General features: G+C 70.8%; 18 protein-coding genes. 13 read left to right on the top strand and 5 right to left on the bottom strand.

Annotated elements, in window-relative coordinates:
- The first annotated feature begins 16 nt into the window (after nucleotides 1–16).
- The 3 genes from AB0M63_RS33810 (at nucleotide 17) to AB0M63_RS33800 (ending at nucleotide 5,788) form a co-directional block, all read left to right on the top strand.
- Nucleotides 17–3,736, top strand: coding sequence for an ABC transporter ATP-binding protein (locus AB0M63_RS33810; RefSeq protein WP_366022031.1), 3,720 nt, complete (start codon nucleotides 17–19; stop codon nucleotides 3,734–3,736).
- 183 nt (nucleotides 3,737–3,919) lie between these two features.
- On the top strand, nucleotides 3,920–4,300 hold the full coding sequence (locus AB0M63_RS33805; RefSeq protein WP_355921089.1) for a hypothetical protein: 381 nt from the start codon (nucleotides 3,920–3,922) through the stop codon (nucleotides 4,298–4,300).
- 72 nt (nucleotides 4,301–4,372) lie between these two features.
- Nucleotides 4,373–5,788, top strand: a complete 1,416-nt coding sequence (locus tag AB0M63_RS33800) for a S28 family serine protease (protein WP_366022030.1) — start codon at nucleotides 4,373–4,375, stop codon at nucleotides 5,786–5,788.
- Between the two features lie 17 nt (nucleotides 5,789–5,805).
- On the opposite strand, the gene AB0M63_RS33795 is transcribed toward AB0M63_RS33800, so the two are convergent.
- A complete protein-coding gene (locus AB0M63_RS33795) occupies nucleotides 5,806–6,060 on the bottom strand; it encodes a hypothetical protein (RefSeq protein ID WP_366022029.1) in 255 nt (84 codons plus the stop codon).
- A 29-nt stretch (nucleotides 6,061–6,089) separates the two neighbouring features.
- Nucleotides 6,090–6,410, bottom strand: coding sequence for a hypothetical protein (locus tag AB0M63_RS33790; protein ID WP_366022028.1), 321 nt, complete (start codon nucleotides 6,408–6,410; stop codon nucleotides 6,090–6,092).
- 99 nt (nucleotides 6,411–6,509) lie between these two features.
- On the opposite strand from AB0M63_RS33790, the gene AB0M63_RS33785 reads away from it, so the two are divergent.
- From AB0M63_RS33785 to AB0M63_RS33765, 5 genes are all read left to right on the top strand, one after another.
- The gene (locus AB0M63_RS33785; protein ID WP_355873567.1) at nucleotides 6,510–6,584 is read left to right on the top strand and encodes a putative leader peptide; all 75 of its coding nucleotides are present in this window, start codon (nucleotides 6,510–6,512) and stop codon (nucleotides 6,582–6,584) included.
- A 136-nt stretch (nucleotides 6,585–6,720) separates the two neighbouring features.
- A complete protein-coding gene (locus tag AB0M63_RS33780) occupies nucleotides 6,721–7,812 on the top strand; it encodes an LLM class flavin-dependent oxidoreductase (protein ID WP_366022027.1) in 1,092 nt (363 codons plus the stop codon).
- A 51-nt stretch (nucleotides 7,813–7,863) separates the two neighbouring features.
- The gene (locus AB0M63_RS33775) at nucleotides 7,864–9,165 is read left to right on the top strand and encodes an extracellular solute-binding protein (RefSeq protein ID WP_366022026.1); all 1,302 of its coding nucleotides are present in this window, start codon (nucleotides 7,864–7,866) and stop codon (nucleotides 9,163–9,165) included.
- A complete protein-coding gene (locus tag AB0M63_RS33770) occupies nucleotides 9,140–10,039 on the top strand; it encodes a sugar ABC transporter permease (RefSeq protein ID WP_355921078.1) in 900 nt (299 codons plus the stop codon). Before AB0M63_RS33775 ends, AB0M63_RS33770 begins: the two co-directional genes overlap by 26 nt.
- On the top strand, nucleotides 10,039–10,851 hold the full coding sequence (locus AB0M63_RS33765; protein WP_366022025.1) for a carbohydrate ABC transporter permease: 813 nt from the start codon (nucleotides 10,039–10,041) through the stop codon (nucleotides 10,849–10,851). Before AB0M63_RS33770 ends, AB0M63_RS33765 begins: the two co-directional genes overlap by 1 nt.
- Here AB0M63_RS33765 and AB0M63_RS33760 read toward each other — a convergent pair.
- The 3 genes from AB0M63_RS33760 to AB0M63_RS33750 all read right to left on the bottom strand — a co-directional run bounded on the left by AB0M63_RS33760 (nucleotide 10,848) and on the right by AB0M63_RS33750 (nucleotide 14,444).
- Nucleotides 10,848–11,858 carry a LacI family DNA-binding transcriptional regulator gene (locus AB0M63_RS33760; RefSeq protein WP_366022024.1) on the bottom strand — a complete coding sequence of 337 codons (1,011 nt, stop codon included), beginning with the start codon at nucleotides 11,856–11,858 and terminating at the stop codon, nucleotides 10,848–10,850. The genes AB0M63_RS33765 and AB0M63_RS33760 overlap by 4 nt on opposite strands.
- A 63-nt stretch (nucleotides 11,859–11,921) precedes the next feature.
- Nucleotides 11,922–12,548 (bottom strand): hypothetical protein, encoded by a 627-nt coding sequence (locus tag AB0M63_RS33755; protein WP_355921070.1) that lies wholly within the window; start codon nucleotides 12,546–12,548, stop codon nucleotides 11,922–11,924.
- 111 nt (nucleotides 12,549–12,659) lie between these two features.
- Entirely contained in the window at nucleotides 12,660–14,444 is a 1,785-nt protein-coding gene (locus tag AB0M63_RS33750; protein WP_355921067.1) for a glycoside hydrolase family 3 N-terminal domain-containing protein, read from the bottom strand.
- Nucleotides 14,445–14,979: 535 nt separating this feature from the next.
- On the opposite strand from AB0M63_RS33750, the gene AB0M63_RS33745 reads away from it, so the two are divergent.
- The 5 genes from AB0M63_RS33745 to aroA all read left to right on the top strand — a co-directional run bounded on the left by AB0M63_RS33745 (nucleotide 14,980) and on the right by aroA (nucleotide 20,211).
- Nucleotides 14,980–17,424, top strand: a complete 2,445-nt coding sequence (locus AB0M63_RS33745; protein ID WP_355921064.1) for a nitrate- and nitrite sensing domain-containing protein — start codon at nucleotides 14,980–14,982, stop codon at nucleotides 17,422–17,424.
- A gap of 2 nt (nucleotides 17,425–17,426) precedes the next feature.
- The gene (locus tag AB0M63_RS33740; RefSeq protein ID WP_355921061.1) at nucleotides 17,427–17,864 is read left to right on the top strand and encodes a roadblock/LC7 domain-containing protein; all 438 of its coding nucleotides are present in this window, start codon (nucleotides 17,427–17,429) and stop codon (nucleotides 17,862–17,864) included.
- A gap of 8 nt (nucleotides 17,865–17,872) precedes the next feature.
- Nucleotides 17,873–18,256, top strand: a complete 384-nt coding sequence (locus tag AB0M63_RS33735; protein ID WP_355921058.1) for a DUF742 domain-containing protein — start codon at nucleotides 17,873–17,875, stop codon at nucleotides 18,254–18,256.
- A gap of 22 nt (nucleotides 18,257–18,278) precedes the next feature.
- The gene (locus AB0M63_RS33730; RefSeq protein ID WP_355921055.1) at nucleotides 18,279–18,851 is read left to right on the top strand and encodes an ATP/GTP-binding protein; all 573 of its coding nucleotides are present in this window, start codon (nucleotides 18,279–18,281) and stop codon (nucleotides 18,849–18,851) included.
- Between the two features lie 103 nt (nucleotides 18,852–18,954).
- Entirely contained in the window at nucleotides 18,955–20,211 is a 1,257-nt protein-coding gene (gene aroA / locus AB0M63_RS33725) for a 3-phosphoshikimate 1-carboxyvinyltransferase (protein WP_355921052.1), read from the top strand.
- The last annotated feature ends 1 nt before the right edge of the window (nucleotide 20,212 follow it).

Genomic DNA, 20,212 nt, shown 5'->3' with positions numbered 1-20,212 from the left:
GAACGGAAGGCACCGCGTGGCAGCGCAACAGGGGGACACACAGGGCTGGGCACGGCGGCTCGCCGGGTACGCCTGGCGGTACCCGAAGGACGTCGTCCTCGCCCTCGGCGCCTCCCTCGCCGGCATGGCGGTGATGGCACTGGTCCCGCTGGTCACCAAGGTGATCATCGACGACGTGATCGGCGGCCACACCCGCTCCATGGCCCCCTGGGCGGGCGCCCTGATCGTCGCCGCGCTGCTCGTCTACGTCTCCACCTACATCCGCCGCTACTACGGCGGCCGGCTCGCCCTCGACGTCCAGCACGACCTGCGCACCGAGATGTACGGCACGATCACCCGGCTCGACGGCCGCCGCCAGGACGAGCTGTCCACCGGCCAGGTCGTGGGCCGCGCGACCAGCGACCTCCAGCTCATCCAGGGCCTGCTGTTCATGCTCCCGATGACCATCGGGAACGTCCTGCTCTTCCTGATCTCCCTCGCGATCATGGCCTGGCTGTCCCTGCCCCTGACTCTGATCGCCCTGGCCGTCGCCCCGGCCCTCGGCATCATCGCCAAGCGCAGCCGCAGCAAGCTGCACCCCTCCACCTGGTACGCGCAGGCCCAGGCCGCCGCCGTCGCGGGAGTCGTCGACGGCGCCGTCAGCGGCGTACGCGTGGTGAAGGGCTTCGGCCAGGAGGACCAGGAGACCGGAAAGCTCCGCGAGGTCGGCCGCCGGCTCTACGCGGGCCGCCTGCGCACCATCCGGCAGAACGCCCGCTACACCCCCGCCCTCCAGGCCGTCCCCGCCCTCGGCCAGGTCGCCATGCTCGCCCTCGGCGGCTGGCTCGCGGTGCGCGGCCACATCACGCTCGGCACGTTCGTCGCCTTCTCCACCTACCTCGCCCAGCTCGTCGGCCCGGTCCGCATGCTCGCCGTGGTCCTCACGGTCGGCCAGCAGGCCCGCGCGGGCACCGAACGCGTCCTGGAACTGATCGACACCGAGCCGTCCATGACCGACGGCACCAAGGAACTCCCCGCCGACGCCCCGGCCACGGTCGAGTTCGACGACGTCTCCTTCGGCTACGACGACGACCGCCCGGTTCTGAACGGCCTCAGCTTCGAGATCCACCCCGGCGAGACCCTCGCGGTCGTCGGCTCCTCAGGCTCCGGAAAGTCCACGGTCTCGCTCCTGCTGCCCCGCTTCTACGACGTCACCCACGGCGCCGTCCTCATCGGCGGCCACGACGTCCGCGAGCTGACCCTCGACTCCCTGCGCGCGGCGATCGGCCTGGTCCCCGAGGACTCCTTCCTCTTCTCCGACACGGTCCGCAACAACATCGCCTACGGCCGCCCCGACGCCACCGACGAGGAGATCCTGACCGCCGCCCGTGCCGCCCAGGCGGACCGGTTCATCCAGGAACTCCCCGAGGGCTACGACACCACGGTCGGCGAGCACGGCCTCACCCTCTCCGGCGGCCAGCGCCAGCGCGTCGCCCTCGCCCGCGCGATCCTCACCGACCCGCGACTGCTGGTCCTGGACGACGCGACCTCGGCGGTGGACGCCCGCGTCGAGCACGAGATCCACGAGGCCCTGAAACAGGTCATGGAGGGCAGGACCACCCTCCTGATCGCGCACCGCCGCTCCACCCTCAACCTCGCCGACCGCATCGCCGTCCTGGAGGGCGGCCGGCTGGCCGACATCGGCACCCACGAGGAACTCCAGGAACGCTCACCGCTCTACCGCCGCCTGCTCACCGACCCCGACGAACTCGGCGGCGTCTCACCGGGCCACGCGCTGCCCGCCGTACCGGCCGAGGACACCTCCGTACGCGAGGAGCTGGACGCGGAGTTCGACGCCGAGCGCGGGGTCACGCCCCACCTCTGGACCGGCGACCGCGAACCCAAGGACACCGCGCTGTCCGGGATGCCCGCCACCCCCGAACTCCTCGCCCAGGTCGACGCGTTGCCCCCGGCGACCGACGTCCCCGACATCGACGAGGCGCGCGCGGTCCGCGCCGAGGACTCCTACGGCCTGCGCCGGCTGCTGCGCGGTTTCGGCGCCCCGCTGCTGATCAGCCTGGGCCTCGTCGCCGTGGACGCGGGCATGAGCCTGCTCCTGCCGATCATGATCCGGCACGGCATCGACCAGGGCGTGACGAAGATGGCGCTGGGCGCGGTCTGGTCGGCGTCGATCCTGGCGCTGCTCGGCGTGATCGTGCAGTGGGCGGCGCAGCGGGGCGAGACGAGGATGACCGGGCGCACGGGGGAGCGCGTCCTCTACACCCTCCGCCTGAAGATCTTCGCCCAGCTCCAGCGGCTCGGACTCGACTACTACGAGCGGGAGTTGACCGGCCGGATCATGACGAGGATGACGACGGACGTCGACGCCCTCTCGACCTTCCTCCAGACGGGCCTGGTCACGGCCTTCGTCTCGGTCGTCACGTTCTTCGGCATCATGGTCGCCCTGCTGGTGATCGACATACAGCTCGCACTCGTCGTGTTCGCCACCCTCCCACCACTCATCATCGCCACGTTCTTCTTCCGCAGGGCGAGCGTGAAGGCGTACGAACTCGCCCGTGAGCGTGTGTCGTTGGTCAACGCGGACCTTCAGGAGTCGGTGTCGGGGCTGCGGATCGTGCAGGCGTTCCGGCGCGAGGAGGACGGCGGCCGGCGCTTCGCCGAGCGCAGCAGCAGCTACCGCGCGGCGCGTATCCGGGGCCAGTGGCTGATCTCGATCTACTTCCCCTTCGTGCAGTTGCTGTCGTCGGTAGCGGCGGCGTCCGTCCTGATCGCGGGCGCGGGCCGAGTGGACGCCGCGACCCTCACGACGGGCGCCCTGGTCGCCTACCTCCTCTACATCGACCTGTTCTTCGCCCCGGTCCAGCAGCTCTCCCAGGTCTTCGACGGCTACCAGCAGGCCACGGTCTCCCTGGGCCGCATCCAGGAGCTGCTCCAGGAACCGACGTCGACACGAGCGGCCGAGGAACCGTTGGAAGTCCTCTCCCTCCGGGGCGACATAGCCTTCGAGGACGTGCACTTCGCATACGGCGCCGACGAAGAGGCCATCGGGGGAGTCGAGTTGACGATCCCGGCGGGCCAGACGGTCGCCTTCGTCGGGGAGACGGGCGCGGGCAAGTCGACCCTCGTCAAACTGGTGGCGCGCTTCTACGACCCGACGGGCGGCCGGGTCACGGTCGACGGCACGGACCTCCGCTCCCTGGACATCACGTCGTACCGCCATCACCTCGGTGTCGTCCCCCAGGAGGCGTACCTCTTCCAGGGCACCGTCCGCGACGCCATCGCCTACGGCCGCCCCGACGCCACCGACGCCGAGGTGGAGGCGGCGGCCCGCGCGGTCGGCGCCCACGAGATGATCGCGACCCTCGACGGCGGCTACCTCCACGAGGTCGCCGAACGCGGCCGCAACCTCTCGGCCGGCCAACGCCAACTGATCGCCCTGGCCCGAGCGGAACTGGTGGACCCCGACATCCTCCTCCTGGACGAGGCGACAGCAGCCCTGGACCTCGCCACAGAAGCTCAGGTAAACCAGGCCACCGACCGCCTGGCAGGCCGCCGCACCACCCTCGTGGTCGCCCACCGCCTGACCACGGCGGCCCGCGCCGACCGGGTGGTGGTCATGGACCACGGCCGGGTCGTGGAGGACGGCACCCACGAGGAGCTGCTCGGTCTGGACGGCTACTACGCCGACCTGTGGCGCACGTTCATCGGCGAGGACGCACCGGCGACCGCGGCCTGATCGGCGTGGCCGGGAGGCCCGTCAGGGCGCCGCGCGCGTCCCACGCCAACGTGTGGCGCGCGTTCCTCGGCGAGGACACTGCGGCGACAGTGGCCCGAGGGGGCGCGCAACCGTACGACATACGTCTTGCGTCCGTACATCAGTACGCTGTCCGGCTGCTGTGCGGGAGGGACGACTGTGGACATGGGTGCGCTACGACGGCGGGTGGCGCTCGGTATGGCTGTGCTCGCCACGTCCGGGGTGCTCGCGCTCGCGGCCCCCGGCACCGCTCAGGCGGCCTCGGTCTGTCCGGGGCACAGGGCCGCGACGCTTCCCTTCGCCACCGGTACCGTCCATGTGTTCCGGCGGAACGGCTACGTCTGCGCCTACACCGTCCCGAAGAAGGCCGGCGGGAAGCGTGTGATGTCGGTCAGTGTGCAGGCCCGCGGTAATCGGCCGGTCGTCGACAGGGGGCGTTACACCCGCCGGGCCGGGCCGGTCACCGTGCACGCCGGGCACCGGTGCGTGCGGGTCAAAGGTGCGGTCGGCGGTGGCTCGGTCAGTTCGGGCTGGATCCTCTGCTGAACAACCTCCTCTGGTGTGACGGGAGTTGCTCCGATAGCTTCCGCTTCACAACTGCCTCACAGGGGAGGGTGTATGCGCAAGGCGCTCAGATGGCTGCTGGCGCTCACCGTGTTCATAGGCACGCTGAGCACGGCCGGGGTGGCCACCGCCGCCCAGACCGACCGGGCCACGGACATCAAGGACCAACTGCTGGCGATACCCGGCATGAGCCTGGTCCAGGAGAAGCCCTACACCGGCTACCGCTACTTCGTACTGAACTACACCCAGCCGATCGACCACCGGCACCCGTCCAAGGGCACGTTCCAGCAGCGCATCACCGTGCTGCACAAGGACATCTCACGCCCGACGGTCTTCTACACCAGCGGCTACAACGTCTCCACGACCCCCAGCCGCAGCGAACCCACCCGCATCGCGGACGCCAACCAAGTCTCCCTGGAATACCGCTACTTCACTCCGTCCCGCCCCGCCCCGGCCGACTGGTCCAAGCTCGACATCTGGCAGGCCGCCAGCGACCAGCACCGCGTCTTCAAGGCCCTCAAGTCGGTCTACACCAAGAACTGGATCGCCACCGGCGGCTCCAAGGGCGGCATGACGGCCACCTACTTCGAGCGGTTCTACCCCCGTGACATGGACGGCGTCGTCGCCTACGTCGCCCCCAACGACGTGGTGAACAACGAGGATTCGGCCTACGACCGCTTCTTCACCAAGGTCGGCACCAAGGAGTGCCGCGACCGCCTGGACGCCGTACAGCGTGAGGCGCTGGTGCGCAGGGAGCCACTGGAGCAGAAGTACGCGCAGTACGCGGCCGACAACGGCTACACCTTCACCACCGTCGGCAGCCTCGACAAGGCCTACGAAGCCGTCGTCCTCGACTACGTCTGGGGCTTCTGGCAGTACAGCCTGCTCTCCGACTGCGACACCATCCCCGCGAACGCGGCGACCGCCACCGACGACGAGATCTGGACCTCGGTCGACACGATCTCCGGCTTCTCCTTCTACACCGACCAGGGTCTGGACCCGTACACCCCGTACTACTACCAGGCGGGCACCCAACTCGGCGCCCCCACCATCCAGTTCCCGTACATCGAGAAGAAGTACCTCCGCTACGGCTACCAGCCGCCCCGGAACTTCGTCCCCCGCTCCATCCCCATGAAGTTCCGGCCGGGCGCGATGCGGGACGTGGACAGTTGGGTCCGCCACCACGCCGACCACATGCTCTTCGTCTACGGCCAGAACGACCCGTGGGGCGCCGAGCGCTTCGCCGTCGGCAAGGGCGCGAAGGACTCGTACGTCTTCACCGCGCCCGGCATGAACCACGGCGCGAACGTCGCGGGCCTCACCGCCGACCAGAGCGCGCTGGCCACCGCCCGCATCCTCGCCTGGGCCGGCCTCCCGGCCGCGACCGTCGCACAGGCGAAGCCGCTCGCGAGGTACGACGCGCGACTCGACGTCGGTGACGAGGCGCGCGAGCACACCTTGCGTCCCTAACACCCTGAAGGGGACGGTCAGTTCAGCACCGCCCGCACCTGCTCGTACACCTCGAAGTCGTCGTTCATGTCACTGTGCGTCCGGCACCCGGAGGTGGCGTTCACCGCCCCCTCCAGGGCCGTACTGTCGTCGGGGTTGATGTACTCGTCGCAGGTGGACCGGAACGTGAAGTAGCCGATGTCGCCCGGCGTCTCGTCCCCCGCGTTCAGCGCGGTGAGGAAGTCGCCGCCGGGCACCATCTCGGCGCACGAGGTGTACAGCCAGGCGCACAACAGGGCGGTGCTGCTGCTGGAGAGGGTTTTCAGCAGTAGCGGCCGTTGAGCGAGCCCATCGAGTGGGTGACGAGGTCGACCTTGTCGGCACCCGTCGCGGCCCGCACGGACTGGACGTAGGCGGCGAGTTCGGCCGCCGTCGTCGCGTTGGACCGCGTGCTGTCGTGGTCGAAGGTGAACAGGCGGTCCGCCGGGTAGCCGTCGGCCTCGAAGCCGGCGACCAGACGGACGTGGGCGCCGAGTCGCAGTGTACGAACACGATCGGGTGGGGTTCCGCGGCCTGTGCGCCGGCGAGCGGCAGCAGGAGGGCGGTCGCGGTGAGCAGCGTGCCGAGGGCGAGGTGGGTGCAAGGCTCCCGTCGCCCCGGCATGCGGACGCCGCAATTCCCCCTGTCCACACAACGAGACTCCCGTCTCGTTCTTCACCTGCGATGTGTATAGTCCCGCCCCATGGATTCCGGTGTCGAGCTTGTGAAGCGCGCGCACGTCGACCTGCTCAGGGTCGCCACCGCGCTGTGTAGCTGACCCCACGCGCCCCCGCGCGTCCTTTCCGGCGCCTTTTCGCCTTCCCCGCCACGTTCCGACCTGCTGTCCTCGGCATGGTTCAACGTTGCATCCGCTTTCTCCCGGACCCCCGCTCCACCTCCCGTTGGAGACCCCCATGACCGTGCGTCTGCACTGGTTCCTGCCCACCACCGGCGACGACCGCGATGTGGTCGGTGTGACCGCCCGCGACTCCCTCCAGTCCCGCTCCACCACCCGCCCGCCCACGCTCGACTATCTCGGCCAGGTCGCCCGCGCCGCCGAGTCGGCCGGTTTCGAGGCCGTCCTCACCCCGACCGGCAGCGACTGCGAGGACTCCTGGCTCGCCACGGCCGCCCTCATCCCGCAGACCAGCCGGCTGAAGTTCCTGGTCGCCTTCCGCCCCGGCGTCATCGCGCCCCCGCTCGCCGCCCAGATGGCGGCCACCTACCAACGCCTGTCCGGCGGACGCCTGTTGCTCAACATCGTCACCGGCTCGGACGCCGACGAGCAGCGCGCCTACGGCGACTTCCTGTCCCACGACGAGCGCTACGCACGCACCGCCGAGTTCCTGGGTCTGCTCCGCACCGCGTGGTCGGGGGAGTCCTACGACTTCGAGGGCGCCCACTACCGGGTCGCGGGCGGACGCCTGCGCAGGCCCCCGCTCCAGGCGCCCCCGGTCTTCTTCGGCGGCTCCTCCGAGGCCGCCCTCCCGGTCGCCGCCCGGTACGCGGACACGTATCTCACCTGGGGCGAGCCCCCCGCCGCCGTGGCGAAGAAGATCGCCCGCGTGCGGGAGCTGGCCGCCGCCGAGGGGCGTGAACTGTCCTACGGCATCCGGCTGCACGTCATCAGCCGCGACACCGCCGAGGAGGCGTGGGCCGAGGCCGACCGGATCCTGGACTCGCTCGATCCGGCCGCGATCCAGGCCGCGCACGAGCGGTTCGCGCGGTCGGACTCGGCGGGGCAGCGGGCGATGGCGGCGCTGAGCGGTGGGCGGACGGACCGGCTGGAGATCCACCCCAATCTGTGGGCCGGGTTCGGGCTCGTCCGGCCCGGCGCCGGTACCGCGCTGGTCGGCAGCCATGAGCAAGTCGCCGAGCGGATCGAGGAGTTCGCCTCGCTCGGCATCGAGCACTTCATCCTCTCCGGCCAGCCGCATCTGGAGGAGGCGATCAGGTTCGGGGAGTGCGTCCGGCCGCTGCTCGACCGCCAACTCGCCGCCCTCTGAGCCCCTTTCACGATCACGCTCGCGTTCACGTTCACGGAAGAGAGACCAGCCATGACCCGTCCCCTCGACAGAAGAGCCGCCCTCCGTCTCTTCGCCGCCTCCGGACTCGGCCTCGGACTCGCCGCCTGCGCGGGACCCGGCGGCGGCTCCTCCGGAACCGACAGCGGTTCTTCCCCCTCCGCCCTCGCCACCTCCGGCACCGTCAAGGGCACCGTCTCCTTCGCCCACTGGCGGGCCGAGGACAAGGCGGTGATCGCCGGGCTGATCAAGGCGTTCGTGAAGAAGTACCCGGACGCGGGCGTCGACCAGGACATATCCCCGTCCGCCGACTACCAGTCCACCGCGCTGCGCCGCATCCAGGGCTCGAAGACCGGCGACCTGTTCACCGCCTTCCGGGGCGCGCAGTTCGAGCAGATCGTGAAGGCGGGCGTGTACGCCCCGCTGACCGGCGCGGACGTCGTCGGCAAGTACCAAGCGAGCCTGATAACTCCCGGCGCCACCAAGGGAGTTCAGTACGGCCTGCCCTACCAGCTCGTCTTCAACATGCCGCTCGCCAACACGGACGCCCTCGACAAGGCGGGTCACACCAGCGCCCCCACCGACTGGGACGGCTTCCTGAAGCTCCTCGACGACCTCAAGTCGAAGGGCTACACCCCGATCGCCTGGCCGGGCGGCGACACCGCCAACGCGGGCCAACTGCTCAACACGATGGTCATGAACAACGCGCCCAGCGACGACATGTTCACGAAGATCGAGTCGGGCGAGTACAAGGTCACGGACGACTGGTTCCTCAAGACCCTGGAGCAGTACGGGCAGTTGACCCCCTACTTCCAGGCCCGCGCCACCGGCTCCACCACCGACGCGGTCACCCAGCTGTTCGCCGAGGGCAAGGCGGGACTGCTGGCCGTCGGCTCCTTCCAGATGGCGGGCGTGCGCGCGCTCGGCGCCAAGTTCCCCTTCGACCTGGTCGCGCCGATCACCACGACGGCCGCGAAGGCCAAGTACCAGGGCGTCTTCAACACCACGTTCATCCTCGGCGTGAACAGCGCCTCCAAGGTGCAGCCCGCCGCCTACGCCTTCCTGGAGTTCCTCAGCGACCCGGCGAACGCGGGCACTTACGCCAACGGCACCGGCCAGCACGTCACCGTCCAGGGCGTCGACTACACCAACAAGGACCTCAAGGCCGTAGCCCCCTGGCTGACGAAGAAGACCCTGCTCGCCCCGCGCTTCCAGTTCCTCGACCTGGACATCCGTACGGCGGTCGAGAACGCGGCGGTCGCCGTCGTAGGAGGCAAGAAGCCGGCGCAGGCGGCCGAGGAGGCCCAGCGTGTCATCGACCAGAAGCGGTCGTAGCCGGCGGGGGAGGCGCACGGCGCGGGCACTGTGGCTCTTCCCGGTGCCCGCGCTCGCCCTCTACCTGTTCTTCTTCGCCTACCCGACGATCCAGGCGGTCCAGTACGCCCTGACCGACTGGGACGGCTACAGCGCCACCTACCACAGCGTCGGCCTGCACAACTTCACCCAACTCGCCACCGCCGACGACACGTTCAGGAACGCGGCCGAGAACAACCTGAAGCTCACGGTCACCGTCGTCCTCGCCCAGACACTCCTGGCCCTGCTGCTGGCCCTGTACCTGGTCCGCACCACCCGAGCCTCCACACTCCTGAGGGCCGTCTTCTTCCTCCCCACGGTCCTGTCGTCGGTCTCGGTCGCGTTCGTCTGGCGATTCGTCTACGACCCGGACGGCGGCCTGCTCAACTCCGCACTCAGAGCTGTGGGGTTGGGGGACTGGCAGTCCATCTACCTGGGCAACCCCAACTCGGCCGTGTTCTGGCTGGCGTTGACTCAGGTGTGGTTCCACGCGGGCCAGATGATGGTCGTCTTCATCGCCGGACTCCAGGCGATACCAAGGGAGTTGTACGAGGCGGCCGAACTGGACGGCGCCGGCCCCTGGACCCGCTTCCGCTATGTCACCTGGCCGTTGGTGGCCCCGGCGACCGGGATCGTCGTCGCGTACACCACCGTCCAGTCCTTCAAGGCGTTCGACCTGGTCCTGGGCCTCGGCGGCAACCCGCCGTCCCCCGCCCTCGACATCCTCTCCACCCGGGTCTACACGACCTTCTCCAACAACCAGTTCGGCTACGCCGCCGCCCAGTCCCTGGTGTTCATGGCGCTCATCGCGCTCCTCACCTGGGTGCAGCGGCGGGCGATACGGAGGGTGACCTGATGCCGAAGACCCTACGGCCGCTCGTCCTCACACTCGGTGCCGCCGTCGTCGTACTCCCGCTGCTGGTAGTCCTGTTCGGCACCTTCAAGACCCTGCCGCAACTCTTCGACTCCCCGCTCTCGCCCCCGAGTTCACTCGGACTGGCCAACTACCGGCGGGCGGTGAACGAGGGCGGCCTCGGCGCCGCGTTCGTCAACAGCGCCGTCGTCACGGCGGGCGCGGTGCTGCTCACCCTGGTGGTCGCGAGCCTCGCCGCGTTCTTCTGCGCGCGGGTGCCGGGCCGGGTGAGCTGGATCGTGTTCGGCGTCCTGGTCGCGGGCCTCGCGGTGCCCGCCCAGGCTGCCATCGTCCCGCAGTACGTCCTCTTCGACCGCCTCGGCCTCACCGACAGCCTGCTTGGCCTGGTCATCGTGGACACGACGATGACCCTCCCGACAGCCGTGTTCATCCTCGGCGGCTTCCTCCGCTCGATCCCCGAAGAGCTGTACGAGGCAGCCGAGTTGGACGGCGCGGGCCCGCTGCGGGCGTTCCGCTCCATCGCCATGCCCCTCACCCGCCCGGCGCTGGCGACGACCGCCATCTTCCTCTTCGTCATGGACTGGAACGACCTGCTCTACCCGCTCCTGTTCATCCGCTCCGACGACCACCGCACGCTCCCCCTGGCCCTGTTGAACTTCCAGGGCGAGTTCCTGACCCAGTACCCCCTGCTGTTCGCGGGAGTCGTCATAGCCTCGGCGCCGGTGGTGATCGTCTACGTCCTGCTGCAGAAGCAGTTCGTCTCGGGTCTGACGGCGGGAGCGGTACGCGGCTAGGAACTCTCCCGTACGACAAGACGGTGACCGGCCACCAGCACCGTCGCCTCCTTGTCCTCCACCCCGTCTATCCGCTCAAGCAACGCCTTCACCGCGAGCCGGGCCAGCTCCTCCTTGTCCGGCACGACCGTCGTCAGCGGTGGTGCCGTGTACCGAGCCGCCTCCACATCGTCGAAACCGACCACCGCGACATCCCCCGGCACACTCAACCCCCGCTCCCGCACGGAGTGCAGCGCCCCCTCCGCCATCGCGTCCGCGAAACAGAACACCGCGTCCGGCGGCTCGGCCAGATCGAGCAGGGTCCGCATCGCGGCGGCCCCGTCGGCCCGGTGGTACGCGTCGACCGCCGGCGCGAGCGTCTCGTCGTAGGGCACCCCCGCCGCGGCGAGCGCCTCCCGGTAACCGGCGAGCCGTGTCGCCGAGGTCGCCGCGTAGGGCACGGTCTGCCGCCCGATGACCGCGATCCGGCGGCGGCCCCGGGACAGCAGATGGGCCGTCGCCTCGCGTGCCGCCCCCGTGTTGTCGATGGTGACGTGCGGGCAGGGCAGGTCGTGCACCCGCTCCCCGAGCAGCACCAGCGGCACTTCCGCCCGCGCGGCGGCCCGGTCGTCCAGGGTGAGCGGGCTCAGGATGACCCCGTCGACCAGGGGGTCCGTGCGGCCCAGGGCGATCTCCAGCTCGGCCTCCGGATGCCCGCCGGTCGCCTCGACGAGGAGCGTGCAGCCGTGTGCCGCCGCCTCGCGGAGCAGATGCCCGGCCAGTTCCGCGAAGTACGGCATGGACAGCTCGGGCACGGCGAGCAGCAGGACCCCGCTACGACCGGTGCGCAGCCTGCGCGCGGCGGTGTTGGGGCGGTAGCCCAGCTCCTCGACCGCGTGCAGCACCCGGCCCCGGGTGTCCTCGGAGAAGCGCCCGGTGCCCCGGACCACGTTGGACACGGTCCGCATGGACACCCCGGCGCGCTCCGCCACGTCCCTGAGCCCGATCCGTCCGATCCGCGCACGCATCGGCCCACCCTATGGCGGCGCGGCCGGTTTCCGGCGGCCCCGGCGGAGGCCGACATGCGGCGTTCACAGAGGCCGGGCGCAGCCCACCGGCTGGGCGCCGCCGAGTTGGACGTACAGGGCGGTCGAGGCGGGGCAACTCGCCCGCCGGAGCACCGCCTTGACCACTTCGTACTGCGGTTTCCTCGCCCCCGAGCCGTCGCACGCCGTCTCCCGGACCTGTCCGCTGCCCGAGCCGTAGACGCAGTCGCCGACGATCGTGCGGGGCCCGCCCCCGCCGCCCGGATCGCCGGGGTGCGGCGGTTCCAGGTTGCGCATACAGGCGTAGCCCCTCGGTACGGCGCTGTCGCCGTTCGGGTCCGAGGAGCCCTGGGCGCCGATGTGCAGGACGAAGTCGGTGGTCGCCGGGCACGGGGGACCCTTGCCCACCTCGCCGTCGTAGCGGGCGACGACCCGGGCCGCGGCCCGCTCACTGGTGCACGGCACCTCGGTGAAACTGGTGGTGCCGAAGGAGCTGCACTCGTCGACGGCGAGGAACACCGCGCCGTACCCGGAGGGTTGGGTGGTCGCCGACGCGGCGGACGCCTTCCCGCCGAGCCGGCCGTCCCCCGCTTCGGAGCCGCTCGCGGACGAGCAGCCGGTCACCAGGGCGGCGAGCAGCGCGCACGCCACCCCCACGCTCCATCTCGACATCGATCCCCCCGACTGCCCCCGCCCAGCGTGACCCGCGGTGGCGGGCGCACGCCAGATGTGCGGGGGGCTTTGGTCCCGTTGGCGGGGGCGGAGCGGGGGCGGAACGTACCCCTAGTACGACAGCCCGTGCCCGATCGGATACAGCACCTGCGCCGGATCGTCCGCGCGCTGTACCGCCACCGGAAGCCTGCCGCGCGGCCGGACCCGGCCCGCGATCACCCGTGCCGCCGCCCGCAGTTCGACGTCGGTCCAGGAGTAGGACGCCAAGTAGGCGTGAACCGAGGGGAGTTGAGCCACATCGTAGGGGTTGCGGACGGCGATGGCCACGACCGGCTTCCCGGTGGTGAGGAGTTGCTCGACCAGGGTCTTCTGCGAGCTGCCCGCCGTGACGTTGTACGTCGCCACCACCACCGCGTCCGCCTCCCGCGCCGCGGCCACGGCCGCCGTGACGGTCGCGGCGGAGGGGTCCGTGCCGGTGGACCGGGCGGTCGCCGTGAAGCCCGACTCGCCCAGGGCGGCCGCGAGTACACCGGTGGGCGGTCCCGTCGTACCGGTCGGGGAGGCCGGATCGGCGCCGACCACCAGGACCTTCCCGTGCGTACGACGGGACAGCGGCAGCAGCCCCGAGGAGTTGACCAGCAGGGTGGTCGTCCGCTCGGCGATGCGGTCGGCGGCGGAGAGATGCGCCGCGGTGCCGACCGTGCGGTCCACGCCCGCCGGGGTGGTGTACGGATCCTTGAACAGCCCCAGCCGTGCCTTCAGCCGCAGCACCCGCAGGATCGACTCGTCGAGCCGTGCCTCGGTCAACTCCCCGTCCTGTACTGCCTTGAGGACGGCGTTCCAGGCGATGTCCAGGGAGGGCGGGTTGAGGAGCTGGTCGACCCCGGCCTTGAGCGCGAGCACCGGCACCCGGTCGTCGCCGTACTTCTGTCGCACCCCCTCCATGCCCAGCGAATCCGTCACCACGACCCCGTCGTAGCCGAGTTCGCCGCGCAGGATGCCGGTGAGGATCGGGTGGGAGAGGGTGGCCGGGTCGCCGGAGTCGTCGAGGGCCGGGACCATGATGTGCGCGGTCATGATCGAGTCGATGCCCGCGCCGATGGCCGCACGGAAGGGGACGGCGTCCAGCTTCCCCCACACCTCGCGGCTGTGCGTGATGACCGGGAACCCGAAGTGGCTGTCCACGGCGGTGTCGCCGTGCCCCGGGAAGTGCTTGGCGGTCGCGGCCACCCGGCTGCCCTGATACCCCTTCACCTCGGCGGCGACCAGGCCCGCCACCGCGTCCGGGTCGGCGCCGAAGGACCGTACGCCGATGACCGGGTTGGCCGGGTTGACGTTCACGTCGGCGTCGGGGGAGTAGTCCTGGTTGATGCCCATCGCGCGCAGCTCGGCGCCGGAGATCCGGCCGAGGGTACGGGCGTCGGCCCGGGAACCGCCGGCGCCGATCGCCATCGCGCCCGGGAAGAGGGTGGCGGGCGCGCCGACGCGGCAGACGACGCCGTGCTCCTGGTCGGTGGCGATGAGCACGGGCAGCCCGCGCGGCCGGCCCAGCGAGGCCTTCTGGATGCCGTTGGACAGCTCGGCGATCTGGTGCGGGTCGCGGGTGTTGTGCGCCCAGGTGAAGTAGATGATGCCGCCGACCCGGTACTTCGCGATCAGCTCGGCGGCCGTGCGCACGCCGATCTCGCTCAGGTTGGCATCGATGTCGGCCTGGTCGGGGGCGGTGGCGGAGTGGCCGTAGACCCGCATCACGAAGAGCTGGCCCACCTTCTCCGGCAGGGACATGCGGGAGATCAGCGAGCGGAGGGTCTGGTCGTCGGCGTGGGCGGTGCCGCCGACCGCGAGGGACGCGGTGACGCCCATGGTCGCGGCGAGAACGGTACGTCTGGAGGGCATGTGCGCTCCTTACGGATGCCGGAGGGGGACCGCACCGTACCTCGGAGGGGGGCCGCCATCGGCGCAGTTGGAGGGGGGCGCGCCGATGACGGCCTGCCGCCGGCCGCGGTACGGAGGAGAGGGTTGGTCAGCGATCGCAGCCAGCAGCGAGGGCCGACGCCGTACCGCGGAGACTCGTCCGGCAGCATGCTGATTGGACGGACGGCGGGCGGGACGGGTTCCCGGGTCGTTGATGAATTTGGGAAGTTGGTGAGGGTGGGGTGGAGGGTGCGAATGTGCTGTGACCTCCTGCGTTCTGAATGATCGTTCAGGCGTTCGCTAAATCGTTTGCGTCCTGCCGTGTTTCTCGGTCGTGACGGGCGGTAGCATCTCGCGAGATCGAACGGGCTGTATCGCACCCGTCACTCCGAGCGCGCTGGGGACATCCGTGGCAGTGCATGCACGAGCGCCGAAAAGACCAGGTCGTACCGAGAGGGGAGGCGGTAGGCAACTCTCCCTGCGCACGGTCCTGTTGGTCCTGGCCCTGGTGCCGTGCGTGACCCTCGCCGCCCTGTGGGCGACGACCTCCCTGCAACTGTTCACCGACTGGCGCCAGCAGAAGGCGCGCAGCGACTCCTCCCACCAGGCCTCGGTCCTGGTCGCGGTCGCGTTCTACGGCCTCCAGGAGGAACGGCGCCTGAGCGCCGCCGACCTGGCCGACCCCGGGACCTACCGCACGCAGTTGAAGAAGCAGCGCGACTTCACCGACGCGGCGATGAAGAAGATCGAGGACCTCGACGCCGGCGGGTTCAGCGCCCCGTCCGACATCAAGCACGGCGTCACCCAGGTCATCGCCGAGCAGCAGAAGCTGACGGCCTACCGGGAGGCCGTGGACAACAAGACCGCCTCCCAGCAGGAGACCTACGACGCCTACACCGGACTGGTCGCCACCGACCTCCAGTTGTTCACCTCCATGAGCAAACTGGGCATGGACGACATCGACTACCGGATCCGGCCGGCCAACGACTCGCTCTGGGGCATGGAGATGATCTCGCGCGAGAGCGCGATCGTCACCCGCGCCGGCGCGACCGGGAAACTGACCGCCGACGAACGCGGCCAGTTGTCCGAACTCGTGGGCTCCCAGGCGTTCATCTACGACAACAAGGTCGTCCCGGCGATGTCCGCCGACCTGGCGGCCCGCTACCGCAAGCTGCTGGCCGGCAGCGCGTGGCAGCAGAAGACCGCGGTCGAGCAGAGCGTCCTGCACGGCTCCGCCTCCGGTACGACCACGCTCTCCCCTGCGGTCGCCAAGAAGTGGGGCACCGCCCTTGGGCAGGTCGCGGCTCCGCTCCAGCAGGTCAACGCGGACTTCTGGACCGGGCTGATTGTCTCCATCGACGCCGAACTGGGCTCGCTGGAGACGAGGCTGCTCCTCACCAGCCTCCTGGGCGCGGGCGCGGTGGTCCTGGTCATCGTGGTCAGCACACTGCTCACCAGGACCCTGCGGCGGCGGATCTTCGCGCTGCGGCAGGCGGCCCTCGACCTCCAGACCCGGATGCCGGACGTGGTGGAGCGGATGCGGCGCGGTGAGCCGGTCGACCCGGACGCCGAACTGCCCCCGATCCAGCACGCGCAGGACGAGCTGGGACAACTGGGCGAGGCACTCAACCTCGCCCGGCACAGCGCGCTGGACACCACGATGACCCAGGTGAGCCAGTTCCGCGGCTTCGAGAAACTGCTCCAACGCATCGCCCGCCGCACGCAGTTGCTGATCGGCCTGCAGATGAAGAAGCTCAGCGAGCTGGAGCGCCGGCACGAGGACCCGGAGGTCCTGGAGGGCCTGTTCGACCTCGACCACCTGACCGCCCGGCTCAGGCGGTACGAGGAGAACCTGGTGATCCTGGGCGGCGGCCAGCCCCAACGGCGTTGGCGCAAGCCCGTGTTGATGGTGGACGTGCTGCGTTCGGCGCAGAGCGAGGTGCAGGACTACCGGCGGGTCCAGATCGAGGTGGACGGCCGGGTCTGGCTGTCGGAGCGCGCGGTCGGTCTGGTCGTGCACGTGCTGGCCGAGCTGATGGAGAACGCGGTGTCGTTCTCCAAGCCGCCCACTCCGGTGGAGGTGTACGCGTCCCGCGTCGGGCGCGGTCTCGCGGTCGAGATCGAGGACCGCGGGATGGGCATGACGACCGAGGAGTACGACGAGGCGAACCGGCTGATGGCCGAGCCGCCCCGGATGGACGTGATGTCGCGGGCCGAGGACATCCGGCTGGGCCTGTACGTGGTGGCGCGGCTGGCCCACGGCCTCGGACTCCAGGTGGAGTTGCGGCCCTCGTCGTTCGGCGGCACCCGGGTGGTCGTCCTCATCCCCGAGGAACTCGTCATCGACGAGGACGCCCGCCGGCCCCAGGCGGTGCCCGACCCCGTCTTCGACGAGCTGCTCGACCAGGTGCCCGAGCCGGTCGGCGCGGGCACGTGGCCCCCGCCGCCGGACCACATGCCGGCGTCCGTGCCCGGCCCGGCTCCCGTACCGGGCCCGCGGACCGATGTGTTCGCCTCCGCCGCGGACCCGGGCTTCGACGCCCCGTCCCGCCCCGGTCCCTCCCGGTCCGGTGTCCAGCACGGCCGTAGCCGCACCGGAACGGTCCCGCGCCGCACCGGCGCGCCGGAGTCCGGCGGGCTGCCGTCCACGATGCCGCTGCCCAAGCGGGTGCGCATGGCCAGCCTCGTCGACGAGCTGCGGGACCCGGACGCGGACGTCCGCCCGGCTCCGACGGCCGAGGACCGGTCGCCCGCCCGGAAGACCGGGCCGGGGCGTTCGGGCGCGACGATCGGCGCCTTCCAGCGCCAGTCCCGGATGGCCCGGCAGGGAACCCACGCCACCCAACCGGCCACCACGAGCGGTGGCCCCATCAACCGCGCCGGCACGGCGGACGACAGTGCCGGAGAGCAGGACCACCCCGAGGTCCTGCCGTACCGCAGACGGATACCGACGGAAGACTGACCATGACAGAGCGAACGACCGCCACGCATCAGGATCTCGACTGGTTGCTGGACGGCCTGGTCGAACAGGTGCCAGGCACCCAGCACGCGATCGTGCTGTCGGACGACGGGCTGGTGGTGAGCCAGTCCCGTTCCATCGCCCGCCGGGACGCCGAGCGCCTGGCGGCGGTGGCCACCGGCCAGCAGAGCCTGGCCCGGGGTGCGGGCAAGCTGTTCGGCGGCGGGCCGGTGCAGCAGGTGATCGTCGAGATGGCCGAGCTGTGGCTGTTCATCACGGCGGCGGGCGAGGGCACCCATCTGGCGGTGGTGGCCTCCCAGGAGGTGGACGCCGAGGTGATGGCGGTGGCCATGCACACCCTCATGCAGCAGGTGGGCCGGCGGCTGGGCACCGAGGTACGCGGTATCGCGACGGCGTCCGTCGAGGGCGGTGTACGTGAGTGAGCCACTGGATGGACGACCTGGAGGCAGGCGCGGGCGACCCGGAGGAACTCTCCGTCCGGCCCTACACGATCACCCAGGGCCGGACGGCTCCCGCGCGGGACGACCTCACCCTGGTCACCATGGTGACCACCGTGGAATCGGCGGCGGGCCGCTCCTCCCAGCGCGGGCTGCAGCCCGAACACCGCTCGATCCTGCGGCAGTGCCGCACCTCGGTGGCGGTGGCGGAGGTGGCCGCCGAGCTGAACCTGCCGGTGTCGGTCACGAAGATCCTCATCGACGACCTCGTCGCGCTCGGCCAGGTGACGGCGAGGCCGCCGCTCGCCGTGGCGGTCGGAAGCGACACGGACATGACTCTTCTGCGGGCGGTGAGAGATGGTCTACGCAGACTCTGAACCGATAGACGGAGTGGACACGATGACGGCGCCGCCAGCACCCCCAGCGCCCACGGCGGCCAAGATCCTCGTGGCCGGCGGCTTCGGCGTGGGCAAGACGACCCTGGTCGGCGCGGTCAGCGAGGTGGCGCCGCTGCGCACCGAGGAGTATCTGACGGTCGCGAGCGAGGGCGTCGACGACGTCGGCGGGGTGGAGGACAAGACGACCACCACGGTCGCCATGGACTTCGGCCGCATCACGGTCAACCCCCACCTGGTCGTCTACCTCTTCGGGACACCGGGGCAGGAACGGTTCTGGTTCATGTGGAACGACCTGGTGCGCGGCGCCCTCGGCGCGGTCGTGCTGGCCGACACCCGGCGCCTGGAGAACAGCTTCGCCTCCATCGACTTCTTCGAGAGCCGCGGCATCCCCTTCGTCATCGGCGTCAACTGCTTCTACGGCCGGATGGACCGGGACGAGCGGGAGATCCGGGACGCGCTGACCCTCGACCCCGAAGTCCCGCTGGTGATGGGCGACATGAGGGAGAAGGCGGTCGGCCGCGACCTGCTGCTCGCCCTCGTCGAACACCTCATCGCGACCAGGACGAAGGCGTAGGCGGGATCGGGGGCGGTTTTCCGGGTGACGCGCGGGCGACGGACAGCGGTCCATCCCGTGGACGCGGCGGCGCCCGGGCCCGCGCTCGCCCGATCATGAGGACATGCCCGCAGTCGACATCCCCGGTTCCAAGTCCGTCACCGCCCGCGCGCTCTTTCTCGCGGCCGCCGCCGACGGAGTCACCACCCTCCGGCGCCCCCTCCGCTCGGACGACACCGAGGGCTTCGCCGAGGGCCTGACCCGGCTCGGCTACCGGGTGGGCCGGACCCCGGACGCCTGGCAGATCGACGGCCGCCCGCAGGGCCCGGCGGTCACCGAGGCGGACGTGTACTGCCGGGACGGCGCGACGACGGCCCGCTTCCTGCCGACCCTGGCGGCGGCGGGTCGGGGAACGTACCGCTTCGACGCCTCCCCGCAGATGCGCCGCAGGCCGCTGCTGCCCCTGACCCGCGCCCTGCGCGACCTCGGTGTGGACCTGCGCCACGAGGATGCGGAGGGCCACCACCCGCTGACCGTACGGGCGTCGGGCGTGGAGGGCGGCGAAGTGGTCCTGGACGCGGGCCAGTCCTCCCAGTACCTGACAGCGCTCCTCCTGCTCGGCCCCCTGACCCGCAAGGGCCTCCGCATCCGGGTCACGGACCTGGTGTCGGCCCCCTACGTCGAGATCACCATCGCGATGATGCGGGCGTTCGGCGTGGAGGTCCGCAGGGAGGGCACGGTCTACGTGGTCCCGCCCGGCGGCTACACGGCGACGACCTACGACATCGAGCCGGACGCGTCCACGGCGAGCTACTTCTTCGCCGCGGCGGCGGTGACACCGGGAGCCGAGGTGACGGTACGGGGGCTCGGCACGGGCGCGCTCCAGGGCGACCTGGCCTTCGTCGACGTACTGCGCCGGATGGGCGCGGAGGTGTCGGTCGACGCGACCGGCACCCGCGTCCGCGGCACCGGCGAGCTGCGTGGCCTCACCACCACCATGCGGGACATCTCGGACACGATGCCGACCCTGGCCGCGATCGCCCCCTTCGCCTCCGGCCCGGTCCGGATCGAGGACGTGGGCAACACCAGGGTGAAGGAGTGCGACCGCCTGGAGGCCTGCGCGGAGAACCTCCGGCGACTGGGCGTCGAGGTGGCGACGGGCCCGGACTGGATCGAGATCAGGCCGGGCGCGGACCCTGTCACGCCCACGGAGATCAAGTCCTACGGCGACCACCGCATGGTCATGTCCTTCGCGGTGACGGGGCTCCGCGTGCCGGGTATTTCGTTCGACGACCCGGGGTGCGTACGGAAGACTTTCCCGGGCTTCCACGAGGCGTTCGGGGAGCTGAGGGGGCGACTGCTGCCCGGGCGAGGGGTGTAGG

The sequence above is a fragment of the Streptomyces sp. NPDC051576 genome (genome assembly GCF_040681835.1).
GTDB lineage: Bacteria > Actinomycetota > Actinomycetes > Streptomycetales > Streptomycetaceae > Streptomyces.
This window is presented reverse-complemented; position numbering and strand designations above follow the sequence as displayed.